General features: G+C 60.8%; 7 protein-coding genes. 3 read left to right on the forward strand and 4 right to left on the reverse strand.

The annotated features are described in order from the left end of the window. The first annotated feature begins 1 nt into the window (after position 1). Positions 2-592, forward strand: coding sequence for a PIN domain-containing protein (locus EWE75_RS14025; RefSeq protein ID WP_130158514.1), 591 nt, complete (start codon positions 2-4; stop codon positions 590-592). 70 nt (positions 593-662) lie between these two features. Here EWE75_RS14025 and EWE75_RS14030 read toward each other — a convergent pair whose 3' ends face one another. Next, complete coding sequence (locus EWE75_RS14030; RefSeq protein ID WP_130158516.1) at positions 663-2603, reverse strand: energy transducer TonB; 1941 nt, start codon at positions 2601-2603, stop codon at positions 663-665. 240 nt (positions 2604-2843) lie between these two features. On the opposite strand from EWE75_RS14030, the gene EWE75_RS14035 reads away from it, so the two are divergent. Then, on the forward strand, positions 2844-3392 hold the full coding sequence (locus EWE75_RS14035) for a hypothetical protein (protein ID WP_130158518.1): 549 nt from the start codon (positions 2844-2846) through the stop codon (positions 3390-3392). A gap of 808 nt (positions 3393-4200) precedes the next feature. On the opposite strand, the gene EWE75_RS14040 is transcribed toward EWE75_RS14035, so the two are convergent. Both EWE75_RS14040 and EWE75_RS14045 read right to left on the reverse strand, forming a co-directional pair. After that, entirely contained in the window at positions 4201-4548 is a 348-nt protein-coding gene (locus tag EWE75_RS14040; protein ID WP_130158520.1) for a hypothetical protein, read from the reverse strand. Between the two features lie 21 nt (positions 4549-4569). Then, positions 4570-5124, reverse strand: coding sequence for a response regulator transcription factor (locus EWE75_RS14045; RefSeq protein ID WP_130158522.1), 555 nt, complete (start codon positions 5122-5124; stop codon positions 4570-4572). Positions 5125-5172: 48 nt separating this feature from the next. Between EWE75_RS14045 and EWE75_RS14050 the strand changes: the two genes are divergently transcribed. Next, positions 5173-5352: a hypothetical protein gene (locus tag EWE75_RS14050; protein ID WP_130158524.1), complete on the forward strand. Its 180-nt coding sequence runs from the start codon at positions 5173-5175 to the stop codon at positions 5350-5352. Between the two features lie 462 nt (positions 5353-5814). On the opposite strand, the gene EWE75_RS14060 is transcribed toward EWE75_RS14050, so the two are convergent. Then, entirely contained in the window at positions 5815-6000 is a 186-nt protein-coding gene (locus EWE75_RS14060; protein WP_130158528.1) for a DUF6961 family protein, read from the reverse strand. Between the last annotated feature and the right edge of the window lie 131 nt (positions 6001-6131).

Genomic DNA, 6131 nt, shown 5'->3' on the forward strand with positions numbered 1-6131 from the left:
CTTGTTCGCGAACAGGTACACCGCGCTCATCGACGCCTGCACGCTGGCAGGCACCTTGAAGCGCAATCTGCTCCTGACGCTGGCGGAAGCAGAGTTTTTTCGTGTCCGGTGGTCCGAGAAGATCATGGACGAAACGGAAGTAGCCATCGCGAAAATCCTGCGCGCCAAGAATGCGCCTGATGCCGAGGACCGCGCCGCAAATGCTCGCCGGGCGATGGAGGCGGCGTTCGAGGACGCGTTGGTCGAGGATTACGAACACTTCCTGCCTGCATGCGCCGGCTTGCCCGATGGCGGTGATGCGCATGTCGTAGCGACAGCGCTCAAGACTCAGGCCGCGACGATTGTGACGGAGAACTTACGCGATTTCCCGGACGATCATCTTGGACGCCTTAACATTGAAGCGCGATCGGCTGACGCCTTTATCGCCGATACGATCGCTCTTGATCCGGGCCGAGCCGTCGCCGCCATCCGCCGTATGCGCGCACGCCTGAAGAAGCCGGAGAAGACCGCCGAGTTGCTCCTGCTTGATATGGAGGCGGATGGCCTGACTGAAACGGTTGACGTGCTTCGGGCGCACGTCCTTTCGCTCTAAGCTCCTCAGTACCACTGGCCTATCGTACGTATCCGATAGAGGCCGACGCGTGGGCTTCCCAGCACGGTCGTCAATCCGGCAGCGTCCAACGTACGGATTGTACCATACAGCGACAGGTCTGGGCGGCGCCATTGATCCGCGCGGGTTCGTAGATCAGGGTGGAGCTCTTGGCGACTGCGATGGAATCGAACACATAAGGCGGATCTGCGACCAAAATGCGCGGCTGCGACGCCGCTCCCGAAGGCGAGATGCTGAAGTCGAGCGTCGTTCGTCCTTGCGCGAGCGTCTGAACCAAATCAGGCGGGTAATCGTCGGGGGTAATGTTTGATGAAGTGAAACGGACGGGCGGATTTGCGACGCTGCACAGATCCAGTGCAAAGCCGTATTGCTTGACCATCGCTGCTGCTGCCACCGTGTCGCCCTGCTCGCGTCGCACCGAGAGCAGGCGCAAGGCGAGTGCAGTCACGCGCGGGTCGGTGATCGGTGCGCGTGCGCGGAAGACGGCGATCGAGCGTTCAAGCAGGTCGGCGCGCAGCGCACTGGGTGCCTGCGGAATTGCGGTAGCGCCGCTCACCAGCGTGTAGAGCGTATCAAGCGAAACCGCAGAATTTTGGGCGGCTTGTGCGAGTAACGTTTGAAATTCAATCTGCGCATCGGCCACAGACTTGGTCTGAGCGACCACATCGATCGACGTATTTCCCAGCTTCCCGAAGAGCACCAGATCGGCAGGGCCACCGTTGGTCTGGATGATGTTGGTAATGCGATGTGCGACGGCTGCGGCACGGGAGCGGGCGTCCTGATTGTCAGATAACGCACTCCAGTTTTTCGGAAAAGGGCGAACCAATACCGGCAACAGCATGATGGAGTTCGAACCATAACGCTTCTCACGATCCGCGAGCATGCCCGCGAGCGTACTCGGATCAGTATCGCCGCCGGTTTCCAGCAGCGGATAGGCCCCGCGACCGGTGCTCCAAGCCATTATCTGGTCATTAGGATCAGCCCTGACTGAAAAATCGGAAGAGGGTGCCGATCGGCAGCGCAGGGTTACTACCGTGGCTTGGCCGTCCTGAACCTCAAAACCGGCGGCGCGTGCAACGGCTGCCATGAACGGTGCGGCAACGGCTGGGCGGCTGGCCCATACAAGAGAGAAGCGCGGACGCGCGGGGGCAGCCTGCCTCATGAACTCTATCGCGACGCTATCTGTCAGCGTGATACCAGACGTGCCGCAAATGGGGGCATCGGCTGCCAAAGCATCTTGCCCGTCGTTAGGGGTGCGGTTGAGCCGGTCGATCGCGAGCATCGCAATCAGTTTCGTACGGTCGCCCTGACGGCCTGCGGCAATAAGCAAATCAGACGCCACGCGCGCCGGTGCAGCATCGCCTGCCTCTGCCGAAAGCGCCTCTGCCCAAGCGCGTTCGAGGGACGCTCGGGCATCGTCGTCGTGTCCCGCGATGGCGGCGATGCGCGCGCGCTGAAGGTCCACTTCCCAGGCCGTCCCCGAAGATGTCGGCAGCGTAGCGAGACCGGAGAACGCGGCGGAAGGATCGCTCATCATGCGCAGCCGAGCGATACCAAGCGTCCCGGCAAGGCGGTCCTGCGGAGTTATGTCCTTCGCGGCAACTGCTATCCGATAGAGGCGCTCGGCATCGTCAAATTGCCCAGCGCTTTCTCGCGCAGTCGCCAGCAAAATCTGGAAATGGCCGCGGTTCTGCAAAGTTGGGTCTGCGGTTAGGCGTTCAAGTAAGGCGGCTTCGCCTAGCGTCTCGCCTGTCGCAGACATCAGGTCGGCGTACATCCTGTCAAGCACCGGATCGGGGCCGGCCTTGTCGGTCGCTGGAAGCCGCTGATTGACCAAATTGTTTAAGACGACTGTAGCCCGACTATAATCGTGGGCGGCAAGCGCCGTGTCGAATGCGGCGGTATCCAACGTCGAAGCGGCGGTCGCCAAAGTGGGCGTCAGCGACAACGCTATCACCAATGCAGCGATACGGATCGAGCACCAGAATGTCATCGCTCACTACCCCCCAATAGCGAAGAAGTTTACGTGCTGCCCTCCCCGGCACTAAAGGTCAATCGATTGCCACTATGTCGGCGGTATATTCTCCCGGCGTTTTAGAGGGCGAACGCTGACTCGGCGAATGTCCTGCGCATTGCGACGCCTTGCCGCCTGCACGTTTTCACATCAGGATCGGGATGAGGCAATCTGCTCGGGCTGGAAGGCTAGCGAGCATGGACGGGGGCGGTTCAGCAAATGCGCAGTTGGCTGGTGGCCATCGTCATCGGATTCCCGCTCGGCGCTTTGACTGCAGCGACGCCCGCGCTTTTCCAGCGATTGCTCATACGCCGCCGCCGGTGGCACCTTGCCAAGACTGGATTGCGCCCCGGCCTCCGCGTTCGCGTGACGATCACCCCGGACGCCGATCCCCATTGGGCGCATCTAACGGTTCACCTCAGCAACCGAACCAAGGACATATGGTGGCTCCAGCAGATCGATTTTCCAGCCGGAAAGGTCAGAGGCACGCTAGCGAGCGATCGACTGTTCGCGAGGTTCGAAGGGGATCTGTCCGCCGTGCCGATCGATGCCTTGCCTGAAAGCGGCTCGCTGTTCCCAAGCAGATCAATCCACCCCAACGATAGTTCGACCTCGCATTTTACAGGGGTGGCCGACGGCATCTGCGAACACGCCTATCTCTACTGCCCAGGTGAACGTGACCGCATCGCTGTCGATGTGACCCTACGACGCATGGGCGGCACAGGACGAGCGATCACCGTGAAAGCCGTCAGGGCTGTGTCTTGGTAGCGAAGGGGCGCGGGAGGACACGCAAACTTGCTCGCTATCCCGTGGAGGTGGGCCGGGCGGATCAGGCGGCGCAATCTCTGACATCGGGCGACATCCACATGCCCAACGCAAAAGCGACATCATCGATCAGGTCGGAACTGATGAGGTCGCATGCTCGAACGTCACGCGGCGCAAGTCTAAGGGTCCGGGCCGCCGCGTGGAGTGCGTTGTACAAGGCTCGCAGCGCCTGGATGCGCTGACGCCGATCGTACCGCCTCGCAAGACGACAAGGAGGCGCGATATGATCCGCTATCGTGTCGGGAGAGGGCCGCGCCATCAGCGCATAGCGCCTTTCCGCCCGACCGACCGGGAACGATGCCCCACGATTCCAGCGATCAGCAAACATTGTGTCGGGTATCCACCGGTGCCCGTCAGGATAGCGTACGCTAACGATGACATACTCAGATCGAGCAGCCTCGCCAGATGCGCGATGGCAGACAACAGTTGTAGAGCGCAGGCGGTAAGCAGCCACCATCGGGGATCGCGCAAACTTGCCCGGAACAAGACGAAGAGCAATGCCCCATCTATAATCGCAACAGTCGGCTCGATCTGGCTGAATGCTTGTGCGAGTGTGCCCTGCGTCAGCTTTTGCACCAGCGACGCTATGACAAACGACCACGCTACAACTCGCTCCGTTCTGCCGCCCCACCGAAGGGCTGCGCACAGCGTGAGCAACACCAACGGTATAAAAGACTGTACGTAGATTTGAAGCGCGAGGTGAAGCATGACCGGCTCGGATCATGAGAAGCCGCGCCGGTCAAGACTCTCATCAGGCGGCGCAGTTCTGGTTGGCTGGGACCAGCATCGCGCCAGGGCACTCTGGGGTGTAGGCAAGTACGTTCAGTTCGGCGCCTAGAAGCGCAAGCCCGACATGCGCCCGCCGGAACAAGGCGTGCGCCTTGAATGCCAGATTGCAGGCTTCGTAAACGGTCTCAAGGACATCTTCGCCCTCAATCGGACCGAGACCAGCCTCTCTCCGCGCCTCGATAAGAACGGCCGTGCAACGAAGGGCCAAGGTGGCGGTCGAGTCCGCACTTTTTTCGACTGGCAGAAAGGCACTGCTGACATGTTGAGCCAGGGCGCGACGCGCGAGAACGATCTCACGATTAGCAGACATAATAGCTCTCCCACCGGCGAGCTATTGCCCGCCGGCCTCCCGAGTTGATTTACGTAGAAAGGCCGCGATCACTTCGGCGCCTTCAACCAATTGTGGGTATGCCAGTACTATGACCGCCAATGCGGCGGCGATAGCGAGCACCCGCATGATGATGGACGAGGGCGACGATTGCGAATCTTGGTTTCTTTCCGGCTTCGGCGTCGCAAGTTGAAGTTCCGCGAGTTTTGGGAAATTTCCGAACGGAACGATCCCGCCGTCAATGAGCTTCGACGCCGAGTCATCGATTGGCTCAACCGCAATGCATTCATCAACCTGTAGCGGCTCACGCCGTAGCTGATACGGTACCGGATTTGGGAAGTCGCCGAGCTCTTTTTCCGGAGGCCGCTCACGGTAGAGCGACGCCGCCCGGTGCCGTGTAGGAGCGCCGAGCTTGATCCGCGCCCTTTCTACGTGATCGTCTACGGTCCGTGCGGAAAGGCTCAGTTCGCGGGCTACCTCTTTGCTGGTCATGCCTTTGGCAACGAGAGCGAGGCACTGAATTTGCCGTGGTGTCAGTTGTTTGAAGAGGTTGGGCATTAACCGATTGTTAATGCGCCAAGGCGAAGACGCCAGCGGGGAGACGGCATGACTCCAGACGGAAGTGACCCAGTTCGAGAGATCGCGGACCTCTACAAAGCCCTTGTTTCCGCGCTGGCGCTTGCCGACAAGCTCGGTCTGTCGATGGTCGGCATCAGGCTCGACGGCGCGATCGTGGAGATGGAAAAGGTGATCGCAGATCGTGGAATCAGACTCACCCCGGATTAACCGGACCCTCCGCAGAGCAGCGGTCGAACGTCCCGATATGCTACGAATCGACGCATAAATGCCGCCGCCGCCGGAATCGCTTCAGGAAATGCTAGCTCACGAAGTGCCATCAAATACGGCGGCGGCCATGAGCACCCCTATCACCAGCGCTTCGATCGTCAGTAACGTCGGCCGCCTCAATCTCCGCTCCGAATTTGTGAGATCAGAAACACGCGCATAGCATCTACCCGTCGAATCATCTCGGCCGAGGAAACACCATGCTCCGTTCGTCGATCATCGCCATAACGTCCCTTGCGCTAGCTGCATCGCCGGCCCTCGCAGCACCCTGCAAGGATGCGAAAGGCAAGTTCACCAAGTGCCCGCCAAAGGCGGCTCCTGCGATAGCCGGCGTCACCAAGGACGCGAAGGGCAAGTGCCACATCGCGTCGGGACCGAAGAAGGGCCAGTTCACGAAGTGCTGAGCTATTGCCGCGCGCCACGGGTGATTTGGTCCAGGCGCGCGGCGATCTCCTTGAAACGCTGAACGCCGGCTTCGTCGCCCGCCAGCGCCAACTCGCCGATCCGTTCGGCGACCCATACCGGTGAGCGGTCCCCGTGGATGCGCTCGATCGCCAACGTCTCGGCCCAACGCGCTTCGTCCGGCGTCATCGGCGTAACTGCTCAGGTGGTTGGCCAAAGGGGCTTGCGCGGAGCGGCGGTGGGTGATTCAAGCTTCGGATGGCGCCACCCCCGCTTCATGTTCTGACCGAAGGCGAGAAGAACGAACTGCTGCTTGCGCA

The organism is Sphingomonas populi, assembly GCF_004208535.1.
GTDB classification, from domain to species: domain Bacteria; phylum Pseudomonadota; class Alphaproteobacteria; order Sphingomonadales; family Sphingomonadaceae; genus Sphingomonas; species Sphingomonas populi.

Excerpts from the sequence above, each read along its gene's own strand:
- EWE75_RS14060 (WP_130158528.1), bottom strand. The coding sequence starts at position 6,000 with ATGACGCCGGACGAAGCGCGTTGGGCCGAGACGTTGGCGATCGAGCGC.
- EWE75_RS14040 (WP_130158520.1), bottom strand. The coding sequence starts at position 4,548 with ATGTCTGCTAATCGTGAGATCGTTCTCGCGCGTCGCGCCCTGGCTCAA.
- EWE75_RS14045 (WP_130158522.1), bottom strand. The coding sequence starts at position 5,124 with ATGCCCAACCTCTTCAAACAACTGACACCACGGCAAATTCAGTGCCTC.
- EWE75_RS14030 (WP_130158516.1), bottom strand. The coding sequence starts at position 2,603 with ATGACATTCTGGTGCTCGATCCGTATCGCTGCATTGGTGATAGCGTTG.
- EWE75_RS14035 (WP_130158518.1), top strand. The coding sequence starts at position 2,844 with ATGCGCAGTTGGCTGGTGGCCATCGTCATCGGATTCCCGCTCGGCGCT.
- EWE75_RS14050 (WP_130158524.1), top strand. The coding sequence starts at position 5,173 with ATGACTCCAGACGGAAGTGACCCAGTTCGAGAGATCGCGGACCTCTAC.